General features: G+C 55.1%; 24 protein-coding genes, 2 tRNA genes and 2 pseudogenes. 19 read left to right on the forward strand and 9 right to left on the reverse strand.

Annotation, left to right across the window (positions count from 1 at the left end):
- Positions 1-25: 25 nt before the first annotated feature.
- The 7 genes from LIX15_RS14430 (at position 26) to LIX15_RS14460 (ending at position 5,033) form a co-directional block, all read left to right on the forward strand.
- Complete coding sequence (locus LIX15_RS14430) at positions 26-970, forward strand: aminopeptidase (RefSeq protein ID WP_227773868.1); 945 nt, start codon at positions 26-28, stop codon at positions 968-970.
- 15 nt (positions 971-985) lie between these two features.
- On the forward strand, positions 986-1,315 hold the full coding sequence (locus LIX15_RS14435; protein ID WP_227773869.1) for a CHY zinc finger protein: 330 nt from the start codon (positions 986-988) through the stop codon (positions 1,313-1,315).
- A 142-nt stretch (positions 1,316-1,457) separates the two neighbouring features.
- Positions 1,458-1,922 carry a hypothetical protein gene (locus tag LIX15_RS14440; protein WP_227773870.1) on the forward strand — a complete coding sequence of 155 codons (465 nt, stop codon included), beginning with the start codon at positions 1,458-1,460 and terminating at the stop codon, positions 1,920-1,922.
- 61 nt (positions 1,923-1,983) lie between these two features.
- The gene (locus LIX15_RS14445; RefSeq protein ID WP_227773871.1) at positions 1,984-2,634 is read left to right on the forward strand and encodes an HVO_0476 family zinc finger protein; all 651 of its coding nucleotides are present in this window, start codon (positions 1,984-1,986) and stop codon (positions 2,632-2,634) included.
- A 1-nt stretch (position 2,635) separates the two neighbouring features.
- On the forward strand, positions 2,636-3,304 hold the full coding sequence (locus LIX15_RS14450; RefSeq protein WP_227773872.1) for a protein-L-isoaspartate(D-aspartate) O-methyltransferase: 669 nt from the start codon (positions 2,636-2,638) through the stop codon (positions 3,302-3,304).
- A gap of 30 nt (positions 3,305-3,334) precedes the next feature.
- On the forward strand, positions 3,335-4,246 hold the full coding sequence (locus LIX15_RS14455) for a methyltransferase (RefSeq protein WP_227773873.1): 912 nt from the start codon (positions 3,335-3,337) through the stop codon (positions 4,244-4,246).
- Between the two features lie 25 nt (positions 4,247-4,271).
- The gene (locus LIX15_RS14460) at positions 4,272-5,033 is read left to right on the forward strand and encodes a protein-L-isoaspartate O-methyltransferase family protein (protein ID WP_227773874.1); all 762 of its coding nucleotides are present in this window, start codon (positions 4,272-4,274) and stop codon (positions 5,031-5,033) included.
- 16 nt (positions 5,034-5,049) lie between these two features.
- Here the strand turns inward: LIX15_RS14460 and LIX15_RS14465 are convergent, their stop codons facing one another.
- Positions 5,050-5,394 carry an Ig-like domain-containing protein gene (locus LIX15_RS14465; RefSeq protein WP_227773875.1) on the reverse strand — a complete coding sequence of 115 codons (345 nt, stop codon included), beginning with the start codon at positions 5,392-5,394 and terminating at the stop codon, positions 5,050-5,052.
- A gap of 63 nt (positions 5,395-5,457) precedes the next feature.
- On the opposite strand from LIX15_RS14465, the gene LIX15_RS14470 reads away from it, so the two are divergent.
- The 4 genes from LIX15_RS14470 to LIX15_RS14485 all read left to right on the forward strand — a co-directional run bounded on the left by LIX15_RS14470 (position 5,458) and on the right by LIX15_RS14485 (position 10,780).
- Positions 5,458-5,997 (forward strand): hypothetical protein, encoded by a 540-nt coding sequence (locus LIX15_RS14470; RefSeq protein ID WP_227773876.1) that lies wholly within the window; start codon positions 5,458-5,460, stop codon positions 5,995-5,997.
- Positions 5,997-6,980 (forward strand): tyrosine-type recombinase/integrase, encoded by a 984-nt coding sequence (locus LIX15_RS14475; protein WP_227773877.1) that lies wholly within the window; start codon positions 5,997-5,999, stop codon positions 6,978-6,980. The genes LIX15_RS14470 and LIX15_RS14475 overlap by 1 nt, the downstream gene beginning before the upstream one ends.
- A gap of 936 nt (positions 6,981-7,916) precedes the next feature.
- Entirely contained in the window at positions 7,917-9,260 is a 1,344-nt protein-coding gene (locus LIX15_RS14480) for a hypothetical protein (protein WP_227773878.1), read from the forward strand.
- 896 nt (positions 9,261-10,156) lie between these two features.
- Positions 10,157-10,780, forward strand: coding sequence for a lamin tail domain-containing protein (locus tag LIX15_RS14485; protein WP_227773879.1), 624 nt, complete (start codon positions 10,157-10,159; stop codon positions 10,778-10,780).
- A 233-nt stretch (positions 10,781-11,013) separates the two neighbouring features.
- Here the strand turns inward: LIX15_RS14485 and LIX15_RS14490 are convergent, their stop codons facing one another.
- Complete coding sequence (locus tag LIX15_RS14490; RefSeq protein WP_227773880.1) at positions 11,014-11,253, reverse strand: DUF7563 family protein; 240 nt, start codon at positions 11,251-11,253, stop codon at positions 11,014-11,016.
- The gene (locus LIX15_RS14495; RefSeq protein ID WP_227773881.1) at positions 11,250-11,939 is read right to left on the reverse strand and encodes a hypothetical protein; all 690 of its coding nucleotides are present in this window, start codon (positions 11,937-11,939) and stop codon (positions 11,250-11,252) included. The genes LIX15_RS14490 and LIX15_RS14495 overlap by 4 nt, the downstream gene beginning before the upstream one ends.
- Positions 11,940-12,458: 519 nt before the next feature.
- Between LIX15_RS14495 and LIX15_RS14500 the strand changes: the two genes are divergently transcribed.
- Positions 12,459-12,611, forward strand: coding sequence for a hypothetical protein (locus tag LIX15_RS14500; protein WP_227773882.1), 153 nt, complete (start codon positions 12,459-12,461; stop codon positions 12,609-12,611).
- A 356-nt stretch (positions 12,612-12,967) separates the two neighbouring features.
- Positions 12,968-13,813 (forward strand): DUF6414 family protein, encoded by an 846-nt coding sequence (locus LIX15_RS14505; protein ID WP_227773883.1) that lies wholly within the window; start codon positions 12,968-12,970, stop codon positions 13,811-13,813.
- Between the two features lie 59 nt (positions 13,814-13,872).
- On the opposite strand, the pseudogene LIX15_RS14510 reads toward LIX15_RS14505, so the two are convergent.
- A pseudogene (locus LIX15_RS14510) lies at positions 13,873-13,989 on the reverse strand (carboxypeptidase regulatory-like domain-containing protein); the annotation flags it as partial.
- A 76-nt stretch (positions 13,990-14,065) separates the two neighbouring features.
- On the opposite strand from LIX15_RS14510, the pseudogene LIX15_RS14515 reads away from it, so the two are divergent.
- The 3 genes and pseudogenes from LIX15_RS14515 (at position 14,066) to crcB (LIX15_RS14525) (ending at position 15,958) form a co-directional block, all read left to right on the forward strand.
- Positions 14,066-15,120: pseudogene (locus LIX15_RS14515) on the forward strand (ATP-binding protein).
- Between the two features lie 98 nt (positions 15,121-15,218).
- On the forward strand, positions 15,219-15,608 hold the full coding sequence (gene crcB / locus LIX15_RS14520) for a fluoride efflux transporter CrcB (protein WP_227776896.1): 390 nt from the start codon (positions 15,219-15,221) through the stop codon (positions 15,606-15,608).
- A complete protein-coding gene (gene crcB / locus LIX15_RS14525) occupies positions 15,605-15,958 on the forward strand; it encodes a fluoride efflux transporter CrcB (protein WP_227773884.1) in 354 nt (117 codons plus the stop codon). The genes crcB (LIX15_RS14520) and crcB (LIX15_RS14525) overlap by 4 nt, the downstream gene beginning before the upstream one ends.
- Here crcB (LIX15_RS14525) and LIX15_RS14530 read toward each other — a convergent pair.
- The 5 genes from LIX15_RS14530 to LIX15_RS14550 all read right to left on the reverse strand — a co-directional run bounded on the left by LIX15_RS14530 (position 15,933) and on the right by LIX15_RS14550 (position 21,272).
- On the reverse strand, positions 15,933-18,452 hold the full coding sequence (locus LIX15_RS14530) for an efflux RND transporter permease subunit (protein ID WP_227776897.1): 2,520 nt from the start codon (positions 18,450-18,452) through the stop codon (positions 15,933-15,935). The two genes, crcB (LIX15_RS14525) and LIX15_RS14530, sit on opposite strands and share 26 nt — an antisense overlap.
- Positions 18,445-20,124 (reverse strand): COG1361 S-layer family protein, encoded by a 1,680-nt coding sequence (locus LIX15_RS14535; protein ID WP_227773885.1) that lies wholly within the window; start codon positions 20,122-20,124, stop codon positions 18,445-18,447. Before LIX15_RS14535 ends, LIX15_RS14530 begins: the two co-directional genes overlap by 8 nt.
- A gap of 294 nt (positions 20,125-20,418) precedes the next feature.
- Positions 20,419-20,491: transfer RNA gene (locus LIX15_RS14540), tRNA-Asp, on the reverse strand.
- A 102-nt stretch (positions 20,492-20,593) separates the two neighbouring features.
- Complete coding sequence (locus tag LIX15_RS14545) at positions 20,594-21,001, reverse strand: group I intron-associated PD-(D/E)XK endonuclease (protein ID WP_227773886.1); 408 nt, start codon at positions 20,999-21,001, stop codon at positions 20,594-20,596.
- Positions 21,002-21,199: 198 nt separating this feature from the next.
- Positions 21,200-21,272, reverse strand: a tRNA-Asp gene (locus LIX15_RS14550).
- Between the two features lie 279 nt (positions 21,273-21,551).
- Here LIX15_RS14550 and LIX15_RS14555 point away from each other — a divergent pair.
- The 3 genes from LIX15_RS14555 to rpoB are packed head-to-tail and all read left to right on the forward strand — an operon-like array spanning position 21,552 to position 25,165.
- The gene (locus tag LIX15_RS14555) at positions 21,552-21,779 is read left to right on the forward strand and encodes a DNA-directed RNA polymerase subunit H (protein WP_227773887.1); all 228 of its coding nucleotides are present in this window, start codon (positions 21,552-21,554) and stop codon (positions 21,777-21,779) included.
- A complete protein-coding gene (locus tag LIX15_RS14560) occupies positions 21,779-23,335 on the forward strand; it encodes a DNA-directed RNA polymerase subunit B'' (RefSeq protein ID WP_227773888.1) in 1,557 nt (518 codons plus the stop codon). Before LIX15_RS14555 ends, LIX15_RS14560 begins: the two co-directional genes overlap by 1 nt.
- Before the next feature lie 3 nt (positions 23,336-23,338).
- Positions 23,339-25,165 (forward strand): DNA-directed RNA polymerase subunit B, encoded by a 1,827-nt coding sequence (rpoB, locus tag LIX15_RS14565; protein ID WP_227773889.1) that lies wholly within the window; start codon positions 23,339-23,341, stop codon positions 25,163-25,165.

Raw genomic sequence — 25,165 nt, forward strand, 5'->3', positions numbered from 1 at the left:
CCACTCCGAAAGCAATCCACGAAACATGAGTTTAGACGACGCGGCGAAGACCGCCGTGGAGCAGTGTATGGCGCTTCAGCCGGACGAGAGTTGTGCGGTCATCACCGACGACAAACGTTGGGACATCGGCAAGGCGCTGTACGACGCGGCCCGCGAAATCACGGACGACGTGGTCATCGCGCGCTACCCGGTCGGCAATCAGCACGGCGAGGAACCGCCGGAACCCGTCGCCGCGGCGATGGCCGGTGCGGACGTGGTTCTCGCGCCAACCACCAAAAGTCTGAGCCACACTCGCGCCCGCGGCAAGGCGAACGACGCGGGAGCGCGAGCGGCGACCCTCCCCGGAATCACCGAGGAAGTGATGGTCATCGGCCTCTCAGCCGATTACGAGACCATCGACCAGCACTGTCAGGAGGTTCTCGCGCAGGTTGAAGGCGCACAGGAAATCCGCGTGACGACCGAGAAAGGCACCGACATCACCTTCGAACCCGGTGACCGTGAGTGGTACGACGACACCGGCCTCTGTCACGACCCCGGCGATTTCACCAATCTCCCCGCGGGTGAAGTCTTCGTCAGTCCCGAAGACGTGAACGGACGCTACGTCGTGGACGGAACGATGCGCCCGTACGGACTGCTCGAAGACGGCCAGACGCTCGAATTCGAGGTCGAAGACGGCTACGTCACGGAAATCAGCGACGACGAAATCCGCGCGCAGGTCGAAACCGGGGCCGAGGAAGTCGGGCGGGACGCCTACAACCTCGCCGAACTCGGCATCGGAACGAACGTCGCGGTCACCGAACTCGTCGGTTCCGTCCTCTTGGACGAGAAGGCGGGCGGCACGGTTCACATCGCAATCGGCGACGACGCGGGAATCGGCGGCGACACGGACGCCCCGCTTCACTTGGACGGCATCATCCGCGACCCGACCGTCTACGCGGACGGGGAGGAAGTCGAACTGCCGCGACCCTGAACTGAACACAGAATCATGTTCGTCCACGGAACTGAAGTTCGCGGCGTCAAAGTTGACGCGGAGACGCGATGCTCGCATTACGACACGGAACGAGACGTGATTGCGATTCGGTTTCCGTGCTGTAACGAATACTACCCTTGTTTTCGGTGCCACGACGAAGTGGCAGGCCATTCGCGCGAAACGTGGCCCGAAAACCGGCGTGATGCGGAGGCGGTGCTGTGCGGGGCTTGCGGTTCCGAACTGACGATTGCCGAGTATTTGGGTTGTGAATCGCAGTGTCCCGACTGCGGCACAGCATTTAACCCGGGGTGTGCGAACCACTATCATCTGTACTTCGAGGGCTGAGTACGAGTGGTCGCACTCAACACAATGAACACTCGACTCGAAAGGTACAGCGGTCGTTTCACCTATCACAAAAGCATTAATTTACGACGGTAATGTGGCTGATATGAATCGCCGCGCTCTTCTCGTCTGACTCGCTGTTCCGTTGGTCGGCGGCACTGCTGTCGTCGGCCAGCGACTCGACTATCGTTGGGACAAGGAATTTTCCATCCACATTTCGCCACCGATTACGGGACACGACTTCGAACCGCTTGATGCCCAAGACCGATTTGACGACGGGAGCTACGACCCCGACGAGCGATTTGCGCACCGCGCTATGGTCGAATTTGATACGGTTGGAAAGCACGTTCGTGTACTCGGGTGGCTCAAAAGCGGCAGTCGGTCGTGCAAGGAGACGAAAATCGAGGCGATTCGTTACGACGAATCGCCGGACACACTTACGGTCGTCGTTTTCGACGATTACATCCATCATGATTTCTGCACGCTTGAATTGGCCGTTGTTCCGTACACCGTCTCCGTGGACTTCGAATCGAACCTCCTATCACGCGTCGTCGTCAGGCACGTCAAGGACGGCGACGGCGTCGCCTACGAAGAGACGTTCCACAAGTAGCGCCCTACCAATCGTTCCCGAACTCCACGCACTTTTACGGCCCGAGTCCCTATACCGGAATATGAGCGAAACTGCGGAACGTGTGGCAGTGGTTTGCCCATCCTGTTCCCCCGATGTCGAAACCGTCCACGAGGTGCTGAAACCAGGTGGCCAAGCCACGGTTCGCTGTACCGAGTGCAGCCACGTCCACAAGACGAAAATCGAGCGCGTCCAGACCGAGGAAATCGACGTTATCGTCTCCCAAGAGGGAGAGTCGTTCTCCGCAAAAGCGGACGTCCCGGTCGAGGAAACGCTGGCCGTCGGCGAGGAGTTCGTCCTCGAAACCGACGAGGCCATCTTTGTCGTCCGAATCACGAGCCTCGAACAGGACGAAAACCGCCGCGTCGAGGAATCCGTCGCCGAAGACGTCGAAACCATCTGGACACGCGCCGTGGACAACGTCTCGGTCAACGTGACGATTCACCCGAACGACGGCCGCAGGGACAACTCCCGAGGAATCAAGGTGAACATCCCGGGCGACTACGAGTTCGTCGTCGGCGAAATCGAGGAACTCGCGGACGAGGAGTTCACCATCGACGGCATCCTCGTCGCGGACGATGCGACCGGCTACAACCACGACCGACTCGATTTCGACGGCGACACCGTCGTCGCCAAGGACGTAAAGCGCATCTACGCCGAGGACGAGGGTTCGACCGCTTGGTCGGCGTGGTAGCGTGTTCGACCGCGGCAACGACGGGTTCGAAGACGAGCGAGAATCGCTCGTGGCCCAACTCGCCGACCGCGACCGAATTCGCCACGAGACGACGCTGAACGCCCTCCGTTCTGTTCCCCGCCACGAGTTCGTCCCACGGCAGCGACGGCGGGAGGCGTACGACGATCGCCCGCTTCCCATCGGCGAAAATCAAACCATCAGCGCCCCGCACATGGTCGCCGTTATGACCGATTTGTTGGAACTGTCGCGGGGCGACCGAATACTCGAAATCGGAACCGGCTGTGGCTATCACGCCGCCGTGACCGCCGAAATCGTCGGGTCGAAAAACGTCTTCAGCGTCGAGTACCACGAGTCGCTGGCGGAGGCGACGCGCGACCGATTTCGACGGCTTGCGCAATCCGACCGTTTCGACTACGACGACATCTCGATTCGCGTCGGCGACGGAAACGGCGGCTGGCCCGAAAATTCGCCCTACGACGCCCTCTACCTGACCTGCGCCGCACCGGATTTCCCGCCTGCTGTCGTCGAACAGGTTCGCCCCGATGGCCGTCTCCTCGCGCCACTCGGAGACGACCCGCAGGAACTCGTTCTCGCGGAAAAGCGAGATGACGGCTCACTCTCCCGCGAATCGCACGGATTCGTCCGGTTCGTCCCGATGCAGAGGACGTAGCTTTTTTCGGCTCCCGGGCGAGCGGTCGGTATGGACTACCGCGAACTCTGTCTGCTGTGGGCGGCCCGCGAAACCGGAATCATCGAGACAGTCATGTTCGACGCGGGGACGATAGAAGAGATCGCAGAGCAAACCGGCGTCACCGAGCGCGCCGCCCGAATTACGCTCGAAGCGATGGTCGAGATGGGCTTTCTCGAACGGTTGGATGAGGAATACGAAGCGACCAACCGCGCGCTCGGCTTATTCGCCAAGACGGACGTTCGCTCGATTGGGAGCGTTCCGCACCAGATGGACTGTCTCGTCCGGTGGTTCGAACTGCCGGAAACCATGCGAACCGGTTCACCGCCCGAGACGCCGGAAAATTGGACGAGTAATTACATGGGCGCGATGGCCACCGTGGACGAATCGACGATTCGGTCGTGCGTCACCGAGGCGGTGCACGAACATCCCGACGCGGAGCGCGTCCTCGACGTCGGCGGCGGCCCCGGCGTCTTCGCCAAGGAGTTCGCGCGACGAGGATTCGAGGTGACGCTGCTTGACAAACCCGACGTTATCGACATCGCCAGCCGGTTCCTCGAACGCGAACCAATCGAACTCGTTTCCGAGGACGTAATCGACGCTCTCCCCACAGGATACGACCTTCTGTTCTGCTCCCGGGTCGCCCACGCGCTCGGTCCGAACGAAAACCGAACCCTTATCGAAAACTCCTTCGACGCGCTCGAACCCGGTGGAGCCGCCGTCCTCATCGACCGGATTCGGGGCCGTTCGGAGGGGGCCGCGGTGATGGGTGCGCACATGCTCGCCCAAACCGACAACGGCGACACCTACACCGCAAATCAGTTCGAAGACTGGTTCGCGAGAGCGGGATTCGCGAACGTCGAAATCAGAGGCGTTCCGGGCACGAATCAGCAAGCGATCGTCGGTCACAGGCCGCGCAATTGAAGAGCGTTCGAACCCAACGCGGCGTATGGAACCGGCGGTGCTGCGCGACGATATGGTCGCCAGTTTGGAACACGAAATGAAAGGGTTGGTTCGAAGCGACCACGTCGGTCTGGCGCTTCGAACCGTGCCCCGCCACGAGTTCGTGCCCATAGACGTCGACGAGGGCGCGTACTCCGACCAGTCGTTCGACCACCGTGGAACGCGAATCCTCGCCCCGAGTATCGTCGCCCGACTTCTCGAAGCACTCGACGTGCAGGAAAACGATTCCGTCCTCGTGGTCGGTGCCGGCGTCGGCTACACCTCCGCTGTGCTGGCGGAAATCGTCGACGAACGCAACGTTCACGCCATCGATATCACGCGAACCATCGTTTACGAAGCTCGGGAAAACCTCGAATCCGCGGGCTACGGCGGCGTCTTCGTCGATTGCGGTGACGGTGCCGACGGTCTGCCCGAATACGCGCCGTTCGACCGAATCCTCGTGGAAGCCGCGGCCATCGAACCGCCGAGAACGCTCGTCTCGCAACTCGCCGACGACGGCAGACTCGTCATTCCGCTCGGAAGCGGAACCCAGCGACTCGCCGCCGTCGAAGCGTCCGATTCCGGCGCGCCCGAAACCGTCGAGGAGTTCGGAAAGACCGCCTTCGCGCCGCTTCTCGTGGAGGGCGAACAGTCCGATACCATCGAGCGAAACCGAACCAACCGCGAAGATCGCGAGTTCGCGGAGCGCCACGCCCAAACTCGGCGCGGGTGGGAACACGAGTGGATAGATTGGGACGGCTACGGGTAGACCGTTTTCGTCCTTCTCACTCGCTGACGACCAGTATTCGTGTGTTTTCACGCTTGTCCGCGAACTCGCTTCCGGAAGGTGGTTTGATGTCTATTTCGAGCGTCCCGTCGTCCTGATTCGGTCCGAGTCCGGGGTTTATCGAGAGGCGCGCTTGCCCGTCGCTTCCCGTCGTCGCAGTTTCGATACTCCCCAATCTCGCCGAATCGCTTTTCACCACGACGGTCGCATCCGCTACGGGATTCCCGTCCGCGTCGATGACGCCGATTTCGACCGTCTGCTGTTCTGCCCCGATAACTTCGGGGTCGGGTTTCGCGTCGAGTTCGCTCACGGCCAAGCCGTTGAGTCCGGACAGCATGTTCATAGCACATTTTTGGTACATAATTCTTATAGACTTCGGGCTCGAACTTGTTAATGGAGTAATTGGATGAGCGAGAATAGGCAAATCAACTTGGTAATCGATGGAGAGCAGAAAGCGGAGTGGGAAGACTACGCAGAAGAACATCCGGAAGTAAGTAGTCTCTCGCATCTGATTCGCTTGTCCGTCCAGAAAGAAATTCTCGGAGCACACGAACCACAAGCGCCAGAGAGCGGCACAAGCGACTCTCGGATCAATGAGGTCCTTGAGGTGGTTCAAGGGATCGATACACGACTCGAAGAGCTAGAGACGAGGACGAGAGCCATAGAGCGGGAAGTCGAACATCGCCCCGAGATTCATGAATTGACGAAGGACGTTTTCGAGGTCCTGCCCAATGTTGAGATAGGAACTCGCAAACAGGAGGCCAACGCATCAACGTGGTCTCCGGATCAAGCGACTGTTTGGACGGGAGACCCACAGGATATTGGGTTCAAACTGAATGAGTCGCGACGAAACATCGAGAAGGCTTTGGAACGCTTGATGGAGGATTCAAATCTCGTTAAAAGCAAAAATATCAACGGAAATGAACTCTATTGGAGGCTGGACTAATGGTCGACCTCATAGAGCGGTTTCTACGAAAAGAGCGAATCAAGAAATCGGAGCGAACCACCCAACATCGAAAGTCAAACCTCACTCAATTCGAGCAATGGTTACAGGAGGAGAGTCACGGGGACCTCACGCAAGTCACGTCCTTCGACATTGAGGATCATCTTCTATCCCTATCGGAAAGTGGGAGAGCGCCCAAGACTGTCAGAGGACGATATGACGCGCTCTGTCGATTTTATGGTGTATTATCGGATGATCCTCGTTTCGAGGAGATTGACGAAGATCCTACCGAAGATTTCGATGCAAGCGAATTGAAGAACATCATGTCGGGGACGAAGAAGGCAGAAGCTCTCAAGCAAGATATTTTCTATGTGACTCCCGAACAAAAGGAACTGCTCACCGAAAATGTCCCGAATCCCAAGTTACGAAATGCACTCATATGCAGATTGCTTTGGCAGACGGGTATTCGCCAGGGTGAGTTGACTGAAATCAAGCTATCCGATATCAACCGGGACGAGAGAAGTATCCGTATCAGGGCTGAAAAGACGTATTCAAATCGTATGGTCTACTATCAATCCTCTCTCGATTTCCTGATGAATCAGTGGATCGATGGGGGATATCGTTCCTCTCATATTACTGCTAGCGATAGCCCTTATCTTTTCTTGACCTACAAAGCTCCCAGCATAAAAAAGAACTACGTAAACGACATCGTTAAAGACGCTGCAAGGAAGGCTGGAATCCAAGAGACAATGTATAAGGATGCCTCCGGAAACTCTCGCCACAAGATAACGAGCCATGCTCTTCGTCATGGGTTCGCTGTGCAATCTCTCAAGAACAGAATGGATATCCGGACGCTTTCGAGCGTTTTAGGACATTCAAACTTGGAAACCACGAAAAAATACCTCCGATTAAACGACGACGACGTGAGAGATGCTGTTCGCAAATTTGGAGCTGGAACTGAATCGGTCGAATCCGAAACAAGGTAGGGTCCACACGAAGCCATGGGCTCTATAGGAAACAGTCGAACAATCGCTTAGTGGGTTATATTAAAATAAGCCTGACAACAATGCCAGGCGCGCTAAAACGGTGGTGATCAGCATGGGAGGATTGATACCTATTGAGTCTCCCATATCGGGCTGATGAATTATGGACTTAACCTATCGCCCAACAGATGGTGATTGGTGTTCTCGCTAGTAGTTATTCGGGGTTACGATATTTGTGAAACGTGGAGAGTTAGTGGGTTCGTCCGTAAGTAGGACGTTCACGTTTCATCGGGCTCGTAACGGTGTTAGCGAGATACAAGGCCCGACATTATTTATCACGACATGCGGTGGCATGATTTTTCGGGTAGTGGCAGTAATTGATACAAGATACGGACGAAATGGTGTATCTTTGCTTACCCACAACTAATATACAAAACTAACTCTGTATACAATAGGCTCCAGATAGAGCAATTCGAGCGGGACGACCCGAGACTTGCCTGGGTAGTATAGGACGATTCAGGACATATGATCACATGAGATTGCCGATTTCGTAGGATTATCGATTTTAAACCCCGAAAGATTATTGCTTTCGAATTGACAGTGTGCGTAAACACCTATCTCAATTTTGAGATTCACATCAATTTTGAAAAAATCGGAACTTATATATAATACTTGACTCATAGTAGTATTTAGGTCTTTCCGCATATTTCATATATCTCCCATTACATTATATTACTAACGGAATGAGGGATCAGGTGTTAGAGCACCTGAAGGAAAGGATGCGGATTTGACTCACTCAAGTGATTGAAATGAGTTCGAATCAGCCAAATGCATATAACCGTTCGCACCGAAGATATATAAATTTTATTCCAAATACGGTAAATATTTTAAACTGAATAGGAATGATTCCCTCATATTCTTCGATACTGGGGTGAGACGATGAGCATCTCGACATCGACTCTGGTATCACACGTCGAGGCTGGGAATCTCAAACAGCAGTTCATCGAATTGCTTCGGGATGCGGGCATACCCACTAATAGGTGCGTTCGGGTGGGTTCGGATTCGAAGGGAGCCTATGATACAGGTTGGAATCAGACGACGAATCAACGCGAGCCGGAGGAGATATCCGGCAATTACGGAGTTACGGCAGGTAATGGACTGCTGAATATCGACATTGACGACTATGGCGGCAGTCCAAGTGTTCCTGACGACATTCAGGCCTTTTTCGATAAGCATCCCACAACAGGGGGAACAACTCCTCACGGCGGAGGACGCCTTTTCTACGGGGTCCCTGTAGGGACTGAAGAACGATTTCGAGAAGCGTTTAACAACCGTTCGAAAATCACGATCGACCCAGTTGAGGTTGAATGGGCTACGACACAACAAGTCGTGGCACCTGGTTCCGAACTCACAGGCTGTTCTAAGGACTGGCACGACTGTGGGGAGGCGGGGGAGGGACGGTATAGTCTAATAATCCCCACACCCATCTGCCGACTCGCTGAGGACGACGTGGACGGCCTTATCGAGCTTATCGAGAAGTATGACAACTCACCCGAACCGGTCGAGAATGTCGAGATCGAAACGCGAGAGTTGAACGTCGATGAGCAGGATTGGCTGGATAAAGGTCGGGAGATGGACGGGAAATTCGACCGACTATGCACCTTTGCCGAGAAAGGTGGTTATCCGAGGGATCATGACCTTGAATTTGGCAAAGACCGGTCGAAGGCCGAAACAGCCCTGGCACAAAAGCTGATGTGGATCTTTGGTAGTTTTCCTAACCCTGAAGATACAGTTCAGCAAGTAATGAACCAACTGAGTCCTCCGAGATGGTCTACCTCTGGCGACTTTTACCGTGACTCGGTTCTTACTGCTGCGATGAAATATACTCTCGATATTGGGGAATGCTACAAGGGAGGACAAAACGACAAATCAACCCGGGGAGTCGTCCAGAAACAAGCTGCCTTCATCATATGGGTCGCCGATAAAGCGTTTGACGACAAGTTTCGGACGAAAGAGATTGTGAATCATGGCTTAGTTGGTGTGAAGAGGGATCAAGTTGTGAAGGTGCTCCGAGATCTTGAGAAAGTGGGTATATTGAAACACCAACGACAGGGGCAATATGAATACTGGATCAAGCAAACAGATATCCCGACCAGTGGATCGATCCATGAAATGTTTCTGGAGAATTACATAACTGAAGGAGAATTAAAGAAGCAACGTGCTGATTATCTTAGTAAGATGGAGGAAGAAGAGGTACAGTATACTAGTACTACTGTAATATAGTATAATATGCGGTATACTAAGGAAGGATAGTTTCTATACTTACGTCAACCCAGACAAAGCTCCCCTCTTGCGATTCTTTATATACCTTTCCTAATTTTGGATAAGATGATTTGACGATGGATTTCGATAAGATATCTCATCAATCCTATTGCAATCCGAAATAACCTATCTAGCGCTCTCGCTGTCGAATCCTCTTAGAGTGTTATTGGCCACAAAAACAAGGAATCGCTATATGAGTCTGCTGTGGCTTCTGTGAGGAGATGGGTCAGACCTAATTAGGCTAGTATGGACATTAGATACGATTCACTTCCACTCCAGACTGATTACCTTTTTAAAGTAACAATTCGAATCAAAAGTATGAACTGCCTTATTTGTGGCAAGAATCGAACTTTCGAGGGCTCACTCGTTCGCAGAGAACAACCAGCAGAAGGAGTAGGAGTCATCTGTCAGCGTTGTTTTAGCAAGCTGAAGCAAAATCGCCCGGATGCATTTGGATGTGGGTATAACACGTCAGATAATCCATGCTCAAATGAGGGTGTTTACACAACCAGAAAAACGGAGGAAATGCGTGATCTGGAACCGGAACCATCCGAAATGACTCCTCTCCCTGATGAACCTCTTTTGTGCGAAGATCATTTTAAAAGTGTGGAAGAGGGGCAGAGACCGCCCTGGTTCCGGTAAGAGGCTGATGCAAGTTGAGCAGATGAATACTAATATATCACGGCTTAGCAGGCCACAGTAGAGTCTAGAAAAGAAATTATCCTTGAGGGAAGGTTTAAGCCCTTCGAGATCTAGCGTCATAGTCCAAATCGGATTCGAACAAGTATGGATGAACACAGATAAGCAAATTTATTAGCAAAGGTTTATTATAGTTAAATTGAATAATTCATCTGGTTATGAAAACAACCCGAAGAAAGATATTAGGATCAATGGCAGCAGTGGCAGCGGTTGGAGTCGGCGCAACTCAAGTTATGGGTGCTGATGGAGAAGAAATATCTATCATTATTAGTGAAATTAACGCTGAAGATGAATACATTGTCCTCAAGAATGACGGAGATAGCAATGTCGACATTGGGGGGTACACCCTTGCCTTCGAATATTCGAATAAACAATACAACCAACGACGTAAGTTGCCCGAGGGGACGACAATTCCAGCGGATGAGACATTGACTGTCGCCACGGGTGCGAAAGAAGTCAGTGGCGCGGTAGTAGTCGAACGTCCATATGAAGGTGAAGTACTCAACAACGAACGTGAAGACGTGATTGCGCTTCTCGATACGGATGGGAACGTCGTTGCCACGTCTGAAGAAACTCCAGAGGAAACTACGACCACAGAGGAGACCACCACTGAAGAAAGTGGAAACGACGACTCGGAAGATACCACTTCGGACGAGACTACAACTGATGGATCTGACGATGGTGATTCGAATGGTGGATCCTCCGACGATAGTAGCGAAGAAACGGAGTCCACGGGATCGGAAGAATCGTCGTCCGAAAGCGATTCGGAAGATGACTGCTAAGCCGAACCACCACTCTACTGACTACGTTTTTGTGAGCATTCACGGCGACAGTTGCACTGCAAGACGACGATATTCGGCGTCTTTTGCTAAATCACAAAAGCTTCGGTAAAAATGCGATCGAATGTCCCCTCGATAAAGTTGGTTAGTCTTGCAGATTTATCCTTGATGTTCTGTTTGATAGTTTGCAAGATGTCGCCTTTAGTTTGTGGCATAACTGGCATGGTTCACGGAGATCAGCGATAACTCCGCATGACCTTTTGACGCTCCGAGAGCGACGAGCAGGCGCGACACGCGAATACCTCGTTGTCGTTGTCCCCGAAGACTCGGGCGAACTGGAGGCTAACCTCCTCGCTACAGGCACATCGAGGCTCAGCCTCATGATCACTGTTGTCTTCACCCAACCACTCCCGATAACACTCGGGAGGACTCTCGTCCACCGACCAATCCTCAAAAATAGATTGAGATGCACTCATTCCCGGGCCTCACGGTCCTGTCGTAGTGCCTCGACCAGTCGCTCCTTAGCGGACATTTCGTCATCGTCGCCTTTCCCGTCCACCTGCTCAATTCCTCCTGACAATTCCTCGGTCTCCCCAGTGGATCGATGTGCCTCGGCGAGGGGCGACTTGCTCATATCTTCCGTTTTGTTGTCGTGGATGTCTCTCCGGAGAGCGGCATCGAGTTTTTCACGAGGAGTCATCTCATCCTCGCTGTCGTCCTCCTGGGGCGCCTCCTGGCGGCTCTGTGCCATTGCTTTCGGGGATGGGTCTGATAGCTCCTCGACCTCTCTGTCCTCGTCATCGAGGGAGGCAAGCTCCTCCTCGACTCGATCCGCAGCAGTGGACCAAGCACCAGATCGATCGCCTCGATAGTGACGCAATCTCCGTTCGAGGATTTCTCTCTCGGTCATTTCCTCTTCGTCGTCTTCCTCGTCATCCTCCTTATTCTCGAAGTGATCCCTAATGAGCTTGAGAGCGGCCTTACGACTGTCGCCACTCGATAGCTCCTCCGTTTCACCCTCGATCTCCCCTCGAAGTTCCTCGTTCTCCTTTTGAAGCTTCTTAAGGGCAGTCTTTTTGACGACAATCAATTCCGAAGGATCCACGTCATGCTTATTGATCTCTTCGACAAGATGCTCGACCATTTGCCGATCGACGCTCATTCGCCGTCACTCCCAGCAACCACATGCTTGACAGACCTGTTCTCCGCATTTAGATTAGATTCCAATCTCCTCATTCGAAACTCTATTATAATATAAGTATTACTCGTATATAATACTTTCGAAAGAGTTATATATGATGTGGTGCGAAAGTATAAGCACGGGGATTATCCCCCGTGAAAATCGAAGGTAAGTCGCTTCCGGCGATTTCTTCCATAATAGTAGAAATTTTGGAGGCCTAACCAAGTCATCTCTTGGAGGGTCCTGTTCAACCCTCTTCTTCTTCATTCGTGGCGATTTCGGCTATCTTTTGACGATATATTTTTTGTGCAATATTTTTCGCAGAGCTTTTTCGATATCGACTTTCGAAATGGCGACTAGCTGGACGCATTTTTGCATCAATACGAGGACCTACCAGTTCGTAGCTGTATTTTTGACACTTTTTTGCTCGCAATTCGATCTGCAATATCTTAGCTCACAAATTAAGTGACTGGCGCACAATATATAATTTGTAAGTCAAAAATGAGAGAAATCGGTGGTAGCATGATCCTCGTCGCGGTTGGTATCTCAATCTTCGTCCTCGTGGGGATGGCAATTATTGGGAGATGGGAGAAGTGGGCGGTGTTCGGGGCGATTATGATGTTCGTGACGGCGATGCTTGCGCTTTTAGCTTAGAGATTATTTATCGTCTTCAAGAAGTCGCCAGATAACATCCTCGTACGATTCACCGCCCTTCTTTCGGTCTTATAATTCGTCGGCGAGTTCATCAGATACCTGGATGGATGTTTTACCCATATTTTACAATAGATCACTTCGTGTTATTGTACCCTCGAACTATAGAACCATAGCTTTTTGATGAATTCATTGAATATCAACTAAGTATGAAATCCCGTGTAGAATATGAGTGCCGTTCAGGGAATCGTTGGTATTAAGCCGGTTAATACACCTAAGTTCAAGTTTGAGCGAAAATTCAATAATTGGTAATATGGGCATGGGAAACATTTATATTGGATAAATATAAATATATTTACATGACATCCTTATCAGATGTACCCGAGATTGTGTATACAAACGATCAATTGATAAATAGATTGTATGATTACTTCAACGAAGGCGAAATTCAAGAAGTGGTTGATCGATCTTTGGAATCCGAATCTACAACGAAAGGGGCAGGATTGAAGAAGATCATAAGTATGCAGTTTAATCGTACTTCCGGAGAAGAGGAGGAATCAGAACGCATTCGTCAAATGAATATCATCGGAAAATTTGCTATACTTCATAGTATTCTCAAAGATGAAGATGACATAATATACCTTGATACCATAACTAATGCAGAACGAGATGATTTAAACAATGGAGACTTTGTTCAAGTGAAAGGTCGAATCACTTCATCGCCAATAAACGAACTGCAAGGGAAAATTGAGCAATTCTGGCCATACATAGAGATGTTTGGCATGGAAGACGAGCAAATTGATAGTGATGAGGAAATGTCATTAAGCCAAGTGATGGAGTTCATTGATGAACTTGCTTCTGGAGAGGATATTTATCGAGTAAGCAAATCATCAGATTCCCTTGATTCTGATTTGGTATTCTATCTGAACTCAGATGAATTAGGGGAATCGCTCTCCAGATACACAGAATATCAAGTTCTTGGACGGATAGAACACGTATTCGAAGAAGGAGAAGAAGAATGGCTATTAGATCTGGCTGAAATGATGCCAGGAAATGACCGTGAAGCCAGAACAGAACGGAGAAAAGCGATAAAAGGACTGGCAGATGCTTTCTCGGACATGCTTGAGCGAGATGTCCGAGATTCGGATTTCAAGATTGGGTATCCCGATATCCAAATCAGACCGATGGCGATCTACATTCATTGAATTACAATCATTTTTTCACTGGCGCAAAAATATAGGATTCTCATGTATTAATCGTATCTTATCATGTTCATCATGACCGAGAGACTGGCGACGCCGACGACGAGTGCGATGACCAGTCGAATCGGCAGGCCTTCGATTGCGCGGTCGTCCGACCGAAACCGCTGACGTGTGGACATGGTTCGGACTGGTTCCGGTTTTGAATATAAACATTCGTGCGAGCCTTTATCCGAAAAGACGGAACCACTCCCTGCCATGACGGAGGTTTTGGGGCGAACCGACGACCGCGGAATTTCGGGATTGCTCGGCCACTACCGCGCCAGACGGTAGTACAGGTGCATCGGTACAAATCGACCTCGACGGTCCGCATGTCGCGCTGGTGGTCGGCAAACGAGGCTACGGGAAATCGTACACGCTCGGCGTACTGGTGGAGGAACTCGCCGATGCGGAGAGAATTGCGCCGGTCGTCGCCGACCCGATGGGTGCGTTCACGACATTTGCCGAAGTTTCGGGATTCGAGGTCATTTCTGAGCCGTGCGTTTCCGCCGCCGCGCTTTCGCCGCGCGCGTGGTGTGAGTTGCTCGGCCTCGACCGCGAAAGTCCGACCGGGTCGTTGGTGTGGCGGGCGGTCGGCGAATCGAGGACGCTCGCGGAAATGAACGACTACGTTGAGAACACCGACGCAAACCGGGCGACCCGTCGCGCCGCACGAAATCACCTCGCGCTCGCGGAGTCGTGGAATACTTTCTCGCCGGACGGTCTCACCGCGGAGCGATGCGTCGAACCGGAGTTGGGTGTCGTTCTCGACTGTTCGGGTTACGACAGCGCGCCGATGAACGCCGTAATTCGGGCGGTTGCGGAGGAGTTGTACCGCGCCCGGATCGCCGAATCGATTGGAAAACTACCGTGGTTGGTGGTGGACGAAGCACACACCTTCTTCGGCGGTATCGCCGACTCCGCGCTCAGAACCATCATTACCCGAGGGCGACACCCCGGTGTTAGTTTAGTCGCTGCGACGCAGCGTCCCGCCGTGCTTCCCGAGGTTGCGATTTCGCAGTCCGACCTGCTCGTGATCCCATCGGCTAACCTCGCGTCACGACCGAGATGCGCTCGCGCACGCTCGTCCGACCTACATGCGAGAGTCGTTTTCCGACCGAATGCCGGAAACTCCCGGTTCTGCCGTCGTCGTGGACGATGCGACCGAAAGCGTTCACGCGGTGCGGATTCGGAAGCGGCGGGTCGAGCACGGCGGTGGAAGTCCGAGTGCGAGTGAACGTAGTTCCGATGAAAACGAACTCCGAAAAAGATAGGTTGCGCTGTCGATTGCAGTCGAACACGAGCGATGAACCTCGCTTACCGGCGACACGTCGGGAACTGCCTCCGGGCTGATGGGTTCTACGATGACACGATGTCGGTACACAACTCACGTGCGCTGAAGCGCCTCGAACCGGTTTTTCTCATCGCAGCCGGCGGCTTCGTCGGCGCTGCTCTGCGGTACGCGGTGAGCGGTGCGCTTCCCGGAGGATTTCCGTGGGGGACGCTCGCGGTCAACGTCGCCGGGAGTTTCGCGCTCGGCGTGCTGTTGTACGAAGCGCATCTGGCCGATAGGCTGTCGCCCGAAACCCGACTGATCGTCGGCACCGGCTTTCTCTCTTCGTTCACCACCTACAGCACCTTCGCGGTGCAAACCGCGGGATTGTCGCCGATGTTCGCGGTGCTCAACGTGGGGGCGAACTACGTCCTCGGGTTTCTGGCCGTGCTTCTTGGTCGGCGAGTCGTCGGGGGTGTCGTCTCGTGAATCCCGTCGTTCTCGTCGGCGTTGGCGGAGTGTTCGGCGCGCTGAGTCGCCATCTCGTCGGGCAGAAATTGTCAGGCCAAGCTCACGGAACCTTCGCGGTGAACGTCCTCGGAAGTTTCGTTCTCGGCGCACTGACCGCTTGCTTGATGACCGACCCGGCACTGCTCACGCTGTTCGGAACCGGATTTTGTGGTGCCTTTACCACGTTCTCCAGTTTCGCGTTCGAAACGGTTCGATTGTACGAGCGGGGGAAACGCAGAGAAGCGGTCGCCAATGCGACACTCAACCTCGTCGGCGCATTGGCGGCGGTCGCAGTGGGCAATCTCACCGCCACCGTGATTTCGCTCTGATTGTCGGATTCTGCCGCGCATATCGATTCCACAGGACGATAGCGGAGGGCGTCAGGAAGATGGCGGTGAGATAGGAGTAGAAGATGCTCAGGGCGGTTACGAGGCCGAACTGGCCGAGAACCGGCGTGATTGCGAGAACGAGGATTCCGGTTCCCGAAATCGTGGTGAGCATGCTCCCCGTCAGCGCGCCGCCCGTGCCGCGGACGGTTCGGGTGAGTGCGGCGAACACGTCTTCGTTCGATTCCCCATCAGTCTGTGCATTCGCCTTTTCATCGTACTCGTCGGTGAATCGGTGGACGACGTGGGCCGAATAGTCCACGCCCAACCCCAGTGCGATTGCGAGAACGGTCGCGGTCAGAGCGTTGAACGGAATCCCGAGCAGTCGCATCGTCCCCGCGAGCAGGGACACCGCGACGACGATTGGGAAGAGGTTGATAACGCCGAATGCGACGCGTCCAACGAGGATACGATAGAGAACCACGAGGAAAATCGCCGTCGCGGCAAGCGCCGTCGCCAAACTTCGAATCGCGGAGGTGAAGATGGTCGCCGCGATGGACTGGAAGACGACTATCTCGCCGGTCGCAACCGCGTCGAATCGATAACGGTCGGCGACGAGGCGGGCATCCCGCGTAATCGCGTCCTGCGAAGCGCCGCTTTTCGTGGAGTAGATGACCTGCGCGCTCCGGCGGTCTTCCGAGATGAATTCGAGCGCTTGCTCCCGGGCGGGAGAGTCGAGCAGTCGGTCGTAAATCAACGCCAAATTATCGTCCGGCACGCCGTCACCGTTGATATCGTTTCGTTCGACCAGTCGCCGAAACTCCGCGGACTGTTCGCTGTAGCCCTGAATAACCGTGATGATACTTTCCGAATCGGCCTGTCGGCCGGATGAGAGGAACGAATCCGGCGGATTTCGGTTGGCGTGTTGAATCGATTCGAGGGCGTAATCCTCCCGTAACGGCCCCTCGACGTAAATCGTCACGGTGTCGTCCTCGGCGGAGGCGAACTTCTCCTCCAAGAAGTTCGTGAGTTCCGTTACGGTGTACGTTTCCGGCGCGAACGGTTCCGGAAGTGCTTCGAGGTACGCGGGCGTCTCCTCCGGCGGGAGGAAGTCATCGTTCGAAAACGTCGTGTCGATTCCGGTTGCGTAGATGCCCGAAACGACGGTGAGGACGACTGCAATCGCGACGACGACGGCGGCACCCCGGCGAGCGAGTACAACGCTGCTCGATAAGGTTCGACCCAACAGCGAGCCCTCTTCCCCCAGCGGTCGCTCGCCGAACGTCGGCAGATGGAATCGAATGCGAAGGTCGTCAGTGACGACCTTCGCGGCCGGAAGGAAGATGCCGAAGATGAGGAAGGTAAAGACGATGCCGATGGCCGCGACCACCCCGAACTCCTGAATCGGTTGGAGGCGACTCGTTACGTTCGACGCGAACCCGAGAACCGTGGTTCCGGTGACGATGAAAAACGCGACGAGCAGCTGATCCGTCGCGCGGCGCATCGACGGTTTCACGCCCGCTCCGGTGACCCGCTCCTCGCGGTAGCGGTTGATGGTGTGGATTCCGTAGTCGATTCCTACGGCGAGCAGGAGCGGCGGCACGGCGACCAACAGCTGCGTGAAGGGGATGCCGACGATTCCCATGAATCCAAGCGTCCAGACGATGGTCATCACCAGCGAGACGACGCCTAAAACGAGGTCTACCGGGTCGCGGTAGGCGAACAGCAGAAAGATGAAAATCAGTATTCCGGCGGCGGGGATGACGATGATGAGCGAATCGAACGTGACGCTCGACAACTCGTCCGTGAGAATGCCGCTTCCGAACAGTCGAATGTCGCTATCGACGGAACCGACGACGGACTGCGAGCGAATCTGAATCGCGGCGAGCGGATCGGTTTCCGGCGACGCTTCCGCGCCCGCTTCTTGCGACACGCCGCGCGGAATCGCGTGTTCGACGATGCCGATAGTCGCCGAGGCGGATGCCGACCGGCGATTGAAATCCTTGCTCAACAGCGCCCGAAATCCGGGATTGGTTGCGGCTTGGCGAACCGCGATTTCGATTTCGGTCGACGTCGCCCGATTCAGAACGCGAATCTGGTCTTCGAGCGTCGTCGCGTTCGGGTCGAGCGTTTGGGCGACGATTCCCGCGGCGCTCGCCGTGGACGCGACGCGAAGTTCCTCCCGTTGTTCGAGTCGGTACTGCGCCGTCAGCATCGCCACCAGCTCGGGTTTCGACAGCACGTTGCGACCGCTTTGGATGAGTTGCGTGCTTCCGTTTTCGGCCTCGAACGGTTGCGTAAATTCCTCGTTTACGTTCTCGAACGCTTCCAGCGCGGGACTGTCCTCGGTGAACTGACTCGTCCCGGCCTCGGTCGAAACGCGGGTGAGTCCGACGCCGAACACGGCGGTCAGGACGAGAAACGCCAGCAGGACGGTTTTCGAGCGACCGACGATCCACTCGTCGGCCCAGTCGATGACTGCTTGGTAGTCAACCACCACGCCCACCCCGCCCACCCCGCCACCTCCGGAGTGCGACGAATCCGCCGACACCCACGAGGACGACTCCGAGGACGAGAATCAGGGGAAGTAAAATTCCGCCGCTCAGGAACGAAAGGAGGTCGTTCCCTTCCGATTCGGTCACCCGCACCGGAACTTCGTAGGTGTCCGAAAGCTGGCTCTCCCCGTCGGGCCGCTCGTACTGGAAGTCGATCGACATGGGATACGTTCCGGCCAGCGCTCCCCCCTCCGCGCTCAGGCTGAACGCAATCGTTGCCGATTCGTTCGGTTCCAATCGCGCGATGAACGCTTGGTCTTCTTCGAGCGTGAGCGGACTATCGACGAACGCCCGGGCGTCGATATTGCGGAGCGTTCTGTCGTCGTTGTTCGTGACGACGAGCGAGACGGTCGAACTCGACCCCTGTTCGACCGACTCGGTTCGCGGTTCGACGACGAACTCGTCTCGCTGGGGTGCGACTCGCACCATGGTTTCGAGCGGTTTGCTCTGGCGCGAATCCCCGTCCTGGTTCTGATAGCGCACGACGAACGAGAACTGCCGCGGCCCGCGGTCGGTGTCGTCGCTCACATCTACTCGATAGCGAATCGGTTCCGATTCGCCGGATTCGAGCGTTCCGAGGGCGTACTCCGTCTCCCGCGGAAAGACGTTCTCGCCCTGCGACCGAAGGACGAGTACCGCGTTCTCCGCGACTTGCGGCCCTTCGTTGGTGACGCTTCCGGTGACGACTCCTTCGTCGCCGACGCGGAGCGTGCTGTTCACGTCGGTGAGCGAAAACGATTGCTCCGGAGCCGGGATGACGCCGATGAGTTGCGATTCGGTTTGATTCCGCGAGCCGTCTTCCCCGTAGGATACGGAGATGCTGAAGGGGTAACTGCCGCCGACGGTGTCGTTGCTCGCCGTCACCTGATATTCGACCCGCACGTCCTCGCCCGTCGCCCATTCGCTGACGAACTGGCTGGCGTTCCCCGACTCCCCGAGTCGAAGTTGGTCGCTTTGTGACTGCAAAGAGACGACGGCGTCGCTAACGTCGCGTCCCGTGTTTTCAAGTGTGAGCGAGATGGTTCCCGTATCACCCGCCTGCACGTTCGAGGAGATGTCCATCACCTCGAACCGCTCCAACCGTATCGGCTCCGTGGGTTGAACGTCGAACGTGTACGGCCCTGTTCGCTCCCGCGAACCGTTGGCGGTCGTGTACGAAATAAAAGCCTGAAACGGATAGTTCCGTATCTCCGCGAACTCCTCCGCGAGCAGTCTGTACGTAACCGTTCGTCGTTCCCCGGTAGACCAGTTGCCGCCCGACTGGTTCGCGTTCTGTGCCTCGCCGAACCGAACGCTTTCGTTCGGCGACTGGACGGCGATTCGTGCGTTCGAGATGTCTTTCCCGGTGTTTTCGAACGTGAGCGAGAGGTTGCCGCTTCCGTCTACCGGAACGTTCGACGCGACGGAGACGAGTTCGAAATCCGCGGTTGCCTCCGCGTCCGCCGGTTGCGTCTGCTGTTCGATATCCGCGTTGGAGTGGGTTCCTTCCGTAGCGATCCCACCCGCGACGACCGAACCCTGCGTAACGAGCAGCATTGCGACGAAAATCGGAACGAGCGACTCGCGATTCATCTTCGATAGGTCACCCGTCGCTTCGGTTGCTCCACTCCCCACCTGCTGTTCGACGTGAGAAGGAAGCGTTTCCGTACGCTCCGTTCCCTATCTGGCGTCATTTGTCCCCCTTCCCCCTCTCCTGTCACGTCGCGGTGATTCCTATAGGTTTGCCTCCCGTTCGATATTTCTCCGGTCGTTCGTGTCGTCCAGATGCTCATTTCGGACGAGAAGCATTTCGTACGATTGACCCCAAGCGTCGTATTTTCGAGGAGAGATAGCCGTGGCGAGCGTAACGAGTTTGTTCGAACGGTACTCGACGCAAACGCCTCGCTCAAGAGTTGAAATTTGAAAAAGCGCCCGAGGCGGGATTTGAACCCGCGTCACAACCGTGACAGGGTTGTATGATGGGCCACTACACCACCCGGGCCTTTAACGCAGTTATCTCTTTTTCGCGCCATTATTAAGGGGTGTCGATTTACTTCTCCTTTGTCAATCTATCACATCAATGTGATACAAGCCATCGCTCTGACTATATTCTGCCATCAAACTCGTAATCCGCTGCCCAATTAATCGAAGGGTGGTTTATTTTGGCGTTGAATCGGAGTTCCATCTTTTGTTCAGTCGCCTCCTCGATCTGTATCCAACAGAGTTCTTCATTTTCCGGGTATCGAACCAGGAACGCATCTACTTCTCCGTGATGCGTATTTTCGTGATATTTTCTTTCTTTCGTAATTTGAGTATGTGTATTAAATTGCATTGTCCCTTCTTTGTTAGTCCATGCCGTTTTGCACTGAACTCGATAGAGTGACCCATTGTCGTCTACTATAATGTCGTATTTATCGTTGTCTCCAATCGGAATTGAAACGCTGTATCCGTGAGAAATTAGTGCATGAATTATTTTTGCTTCTGTTTCGTCATCTTTGTCTTTCGTGTTCACTGTGAACACTTTCCCCTGTGAAATTACTATGGATTGATGATTGTAAATATAGTCGTTAACGACAAAATAGACGATAATAGTCATATACCCTCTACTAGTAATACGCTACTTCTGAGAAGTTGCTTTCTATGAATATATCTGGAAGCAATTGAGTACTCACCAAACAAGTCACTTCTCAATCGTAACTTCGTTAGAAAACGCCCGAGGCGGGATTTGAACCCGCGTCACAACCGTGACAGGGTTGTATGATGGGCCACTACACCACCCGGGCATGTGACGCAGTTCATCCTTTCTGGCTTGTACGCTTAAGGCTTTCCAAACAAAGGCAGCGTGTCGGAGCGAACCGTGATACGAGACGACTCCCCCCATGCCAAAATAATTTATACCAGAACGAAGTAGATAATGGCGTTAGAGAACTGCCCGCATGGTGTGGGGTGCGATAGCCGGGCGTGTGCGCGCTACTTAGCAAGCCTTAAATGAGTGCCGCCAGTAATACCCTGTAGTATCTCGTGATAGCCATTTCTCCCGCTGGTCAGAAAATCGCGCACACATGGTAGACGTAAGCCAACACAAGATGGTTCCGGAGCACTCCATCGTCGATGAGGGCGAACTCGATGAAGTGCTCGAGGAATACGAAATCAAGAGTACAGACTTGCCAAAAATCAAGCGGACGGACCCTGCGTTGCCTGACGACGCGGAAATCGGCGACGTTATCAAAATCGTTCGTGACTCTCGGACGACTGACAGGGCAGTCGTATACCGACTCGTGGTGGAATAATGCAACAGGAAGACCGACGCGCACTATCGAGACAGTATTTCTCGAAAGAACGACTCGCAGAGCATCACTACCGCTCGTTTAACTCCTTCCTGACTCGCGGCATGCAGGAAGTTGTGACCGAGAAAGGCACTATCGACACGGACATCGGCGACAAGGAGGGCGAAGAACCGGTGTTCGTGGAACTCGGCGACGTTCGAGTCGTCACTCCGCGCGTGCGTGAGGCGGACGGGAGCGAAGAGCTTCTCTACCCGCAGGAAGCACGCCTCCGCAACATCACTTACGCCGCGCCGGTGTTCATGGAGATGACCATCGTCAAAGGCGAAGGCGACGACAAGCGAGTCGTCGATACGACCGAAACGAAGGTCGGCCGGATGCCGATTATGGTCGGCTCCGAGAAATGTAACATCGCCAACTTCGAAGAGGAGGATTTGGTCGAAATCGGTGAAGACCCGGCGGATCCGGGCGGCTACTTCATCGTCAACGGCTCCGAGCGTGTGCTGATGACCTCGGAAGACCTCGCGCCGAACAAGATTCTCGCCGAGTACGACACGAAGTACGGCGACGAGATTCAGGTCGCGAAAACGTTTAGCCAGCGCCGCGGATACCGCGCGCTGGTGCTTGTAGAGCGAACCCGTGACGGCCTGCTCGAAGTGTCGTTCCCGTCTGTTTCGGGAAGCGTCAACTTCGTCACGCTCGTTCGCGCACTGGGGTTGGAGTCGGACGAGGAAATCGTCCACCGCGTCTCCGACGACCCAGAAATCGTGAAGTTCATGCTGGAAAATCTGGAGGCTGCGGAAGTCCAGACCCAAGAGGAAGCAATCGAATCGCTCGGAAAGCGAGTCGCCTCCGGACAGGGCAAAAACTACCAGCTGAAACGGGCGAACTACGTCATCGACCGCTACCTTCTGCCGCACCTCCACGAAGACGGTGTCGAGGAAGAGGAAGTGCGCATCAACAAGGCGTACTACCTCGCTCGGATGGCCGAGGCGTGTTTCGAACTCGCGCTGGGCCGACGCGATTCGGACGACAAAGACCACTACGCCAACAAGCGACTGAAGGTGTCCGGCGACCTGATGAAAGATCTGTTCCGCACGGCGCTGAACAAGTTGGCGCGTGACGTGAAGTACCAGCTCGAACGCGCGAACATGCGTAATCGTCAGCTGTCGGTGAACACCGTCGTTCGTTCCGACGTGCTGACCGAGCGACTCGAACATCCGATTGCGACCGGGAACTGGGTCGGTGGTCGCTCCGGCGTGTCCCAGTTGGTCGACCGTACAGACTTCATGGGCGTGCTGTCGCACCTTCGCCGTCTGCGCAGTCCGCTTTCGCGGAGCCAACCGCACTTCGAGGCGCGCGACCTGCACGCGACCCAGTGGGGTCGCATTTGTCCCTCCGAAACGCCGGAAGGGCCGAACTGTGGGCTGGTGAAGAACTTCGCGCAAGCGATGGAGCTCAGCCAGAACATCGAGGACGAACAGGAACTGAAACAGGAACTCTCGTCGATGGGCGTCGAGGGCATTCCAGGAATCGAGAGCATCGAAGGGAGCGCAGACTAAATCATGAGTCAGGGACGAGAAGCAAAAGTGTACGTCAACGGGAGCTTGGTCGGGACACACCCCGACCCGGAACAGCTTGCAAACCAAGTACGGGAGGCGCGCCGCCGCGGCGACGTGAGCGAGATGGTGAACGTTTCGGTCAAAGACCGTACCCGCGAAGTCATCATCAACGCCGACGCGGGGCGTGCCCGCCGACCGCTCCTCGTCATCGAGGACGGCGAGCCGCTCATCACGGAAGAGGAAATCGAGGCCGTCAAAGGGGGCAATTTCTCGTTCGAGGAGCTCGTCGAGCGCGGCAAAATCGAGTTCATCGACGCCGAGGAAGAAGAGGACATCTACGTCGCGGTTGACGAGGGTGACCTCAACGAAGACCACACGCACCTCGAAATCGACCCGCAGCTCATCTTCGGCATCGGTGCCGGGATGATTCCGTACCCCGAGCACAACGCCAGTCCGCGCATTACGATGGGATCGGGGATGATGAAGCAGTCGCTCGGTCTGCCCGCGGCGAACTATCGAATTCGACCGGACACGCGCCAGCACCTCTTTCACTATCCGCAGCTGTCGATGGTGAAGACGCAGACGACGGAGCAAATCGGCTTCGACGACCGTCCCGCGGCGCAGAATTTCACCGTCGCCGTGATGAGCTACGAGGGGTTCAACATCGAGGACGCGCTCGTCCTCAACAGCGGTTCGGTCGACCGCGCGCTCGCGCGGTCGCACTTCTTCCGCACCTACGAGGGCGAGGAACGCCGTTACCCCGGCGGTCAGGAAGACCGATTCGAAATTCCGAGCGACGACGTTCGCGGCGCCCGCGGCGAGGACGCGTACACGCATCTGGACGAGGACGGGTTGGTCAACCCCGAGACGCGCGTCGACGAAAACAGCGTTCTGCTCGGCAAGACGAGTCCGCCGCGATTCCTCGAAGAGCCGGACGATATGGGCGGTCTGTCGCCGCAGAAACGCCGCGAAACGAGCGTGACGATGCGCTCGGGCGAATCCGGCGTCGTTGACACGGTCACGCTGATGGAGGGCGAAGACGGTTCGAAGCTCTCCAAGGTGTCCGTTCGTGACGAGCGAATCCCGGAACTCGGGGATAAATTCGCATCGCGGCACGGACAGAAAGGCGTCGTCGGTCACATCGCGCCCCAAGAGGACATGCCCTTCACGCAGGAGGGTGTCGTCCCCGACCTTATCGTCAACCCGCACGCGCTCCCGTCGCGCATGACGGTCGGGCACGTTTTGGAGATGATCGGTGGCAAAGTCGGTGCGCTCGAAGGACGTCGCGTGGACGGAACGGCGTTCACCGGCGAAGACAAAGAAGAACTCCGCTCGGCGCTCGAAGAGCGCGGGTACAAATCCTCGGGAAAGGAAATCATGTACTCCGGCGTGACGGGCGAGAAGATCGAGGCGGAAATCTTCGTCGGCACCATTCTGTACCACAAGCTGTACCACATGGTATCGAACAAGCTCCACGCCCGGTCGCGCGGACCGGTGCAGGTGCTGACCCGCCAACCGACCGAAGGGCGCGCCCGCGAGGGTGGCCTTCGTGTCGGAGAGATGGAGCGCGAGGTGCTCATCGGACACGGTGCGGCGCTGGCGCTCAAAGAACGACTTCTCGACTCTTCCGACCGCGAGTGGATTTACGTCTGCGGTCAGTGTGGAATGAGCGCAGTCGAGAACATCGACCAGAACCGCGTGTACTGTCCGAATTGCGAGGAGGAGACGGACATCCACGAAATCGAGATGAGCTACGCGTTCAAGCTCCTACTCGACGAGATGAAGGCGCTCGGAATCGCGCCGCGACTCGAACTGGAGGACGCAGTCTAA

The organism is Haladaptatus pallidirubidus (assembly GCF_020700235.1).
GTDB classification, from domain to species: domain Archaea; phylum Halobacteriota; class Halobacteria; order Halobacteriales; family Haladaptataceae; genus Haladaptatus; species Haladaptatus pallidirubidus.

What these genes read in the sequence shown, in the direction of transcription:
- LIX15_RS14430 (WP_227773868.1), top strand. Translation starts at nt 26, where the DNA reads ATGAGTTTAGACGACGCGGCGAAGACCGCCGTGGAGCAGTGTATGGCG.
- LIX15_RS14435 (WP_227773869.1), top strand. Translation starts at nt 986, where the DNA reads ATGTTCGTCCACGGAACTGAAGTTCGCGGCGTCAAAGTTGACGCGGAG.
- LIX15_RS14445 (WP_227773871.1), top strand. Translation starts at nt 1,984, where the DNA reads ATGAGCGAAACTGCGGAACGTGTGGCAGTGGTTTGCCCATCCTGTTCC.
- LIX15_RS14455 (WP_227773873.1), top strand. Translation starts at nt 3,335, where the DNA reads ATGGACTACCGCGAACTCTGTCTGCTGTGGGCGGCCCGCGAAACCGGA.
- LIX15_RS14460 (WP_227773874.1), top strand. Translation starts at nt 4,272, where the DNA reads ATGGAACCGGCGGTGCTGCGCGACGATATGGTCGCCAGTTTGGAACAC.
- LIX15_RS14465 (WP_227773875.1), bottom strand. Translation starts at nt 5,394, where the DNA reads ATGAACATGCTGTCCGGACTCAACGGCTTGGCCGTGAGCGAACTCGAC.
- LIX15_RS14470 (WP_227773876.1), top strand. Translation starts at nt 5,458, where the DNA reads ATGAGCGAGAATAGGCAAATCAACTTGGTAATCGATGGAGAGCAGAAA.
- LIX15_RS14475 (WP_227773877.1), top strand. Translation starts at nt 5,997, where the DNA reads ATGGTCGACCTCATAGAGCGGTTTCTACGAAAAGAGCGAATCAAGAAA.
- LIX15_RS14480 (WP_227773878.1), top strand. Translation starts at nt 7,917, where the DNA reads ATGAGCATCTCGACATCGACTCTGGTATCACACGTCGAGGCTGGGAAT.
- LIX15_RS14485 (WP_227773879.1), top strand. Translation starts at nt 10,157, where the DNA reads ATGAAAACAACCCGAAGAAAGATATTAGGATCAATGGCAGCAGTGGCA.
- LIX15_RS14490 (WP_227773880.1), bottom strand. Translation starts at nt 11,253, where the DNA reads ATGAGTGCATCTCAATCTATTTTTGAGGATTGGTCGGTGGACGAGAGT.
- LIX15_RS14495 (WP_227773881.1), bottom strand. Translation starts at nt 11,939, where the DNA reads ATGAGCGTCGATCGGCAAATGGTCGAGCATCTTGTCGAAGAGATCAAT.
- LIX15_RS14500 (WP_227773882.1), top strand. Translation starts at nt 12,459, where the DNA reads ATGAGAGAAATCGGTGGTAGCATGATCCTCGTCGCGGTTGGTATCTCA.
- LIX15_RS14505 (WP_227773883.1), top strand. Translation starts at nt 12,968, where the DNA reads ATGACATCCTTATCAGATGTACCCGAGATTGTGTATACAAACGATCAA.
- crcB (WP_227776896.1), top strand. Translation starts at nt 15,219, where the DNA reads ATGTCGGTACACAACTCACGTGCGCTGAAGCGCCTCGAACCGGTTTTT.
- LIX15_RS14555 (WP_227773887.1), top strand. Translation starts at nt 21,552, where the DNA reads ATGGTAGACGTAAGCCAACACAAGATGGTTCCGGAGCACTCCATCGTC.
- LIX15_RS14560 (WP_227773888.1), top strand. Translation starts at nt 21,779, where the DNA reads ATGCAACAGGAAGACCGACGCGCACTATCGAGACAGTATTTCTCGAAA.
- rpoB (WP_227773889.1), top strand. Translation starts at nt 23,339, where the DNA reads ATGAGTCAGGGACGAGAAGCAAAAGTGTACGTCAACGGGAGCTTGGTC.